Consider the following 595-nt stretch of genomic DNA (forward strand, 5'->3'; position numbering starts at 1 on the left):
CCAGAACTGGACCTACAGCGACGCCTTCCTCGACTGGATGGCCCGGGAGATGGCCGGGGCGCTCACCCTGACCTCCCACGATCGGATCATCGACGTCGGGTGCGGGACGGGACTGTACACCCGCCGGGTTTTCGAGATCGTCCGGCCGTTGACGCCGATCCTGTGCGCCGACCCGTCCGAGGGGATGCTGAGCCAGCTGCCTTCGGATCCCGGTCTTCGCCCGGTGCACGCCTCGGCGGAGCAGCTCGTCGGCGCGGCCAGCCCCGACGCGACGACGGCCGTCGAGCCCGGTTCGCTCGACGTGGTGATGATCAAAGAGGCGATCCACCACGTGGCCCCCGCCGACCGCCCGCGGGTCATCGCCGGGCTCACCGACCTTCTCGGCGACGGCGGCCGCTTCCTCATCGTGATGTTGCCGACTCGGATCTCGTACCCGCTGTTCGTCGCGGCCCTGGAGTGGTTCGAGGAGCTGCAGCCGGACCCTGCCGACATCGCGGACCACATGCGCGATGCGGGCCTGACCGCGAGTCTTACGTACCGCGACTACCCGTTGAGCATCCCGAAGGACCGGTACCTGGCGATGGTGCGCAGTCGG

General features: G+C 69.2%; 1 protein-coding gene. It reads left to right on the forward strand.

Annotation, left to right across the window (positions count from 1 at the left end; genetic code table 11):
• On the forward strand, positions 1-595 hold a 595-nt coding region (locus ACY45C_RS15105; RefSeq protein WP_462188234.1), incomplete at both ends, for a class I SAM-dependent methyltransferase.

Source organism: Frankia sp. CcWB2, from assembly GCF_977927585.1.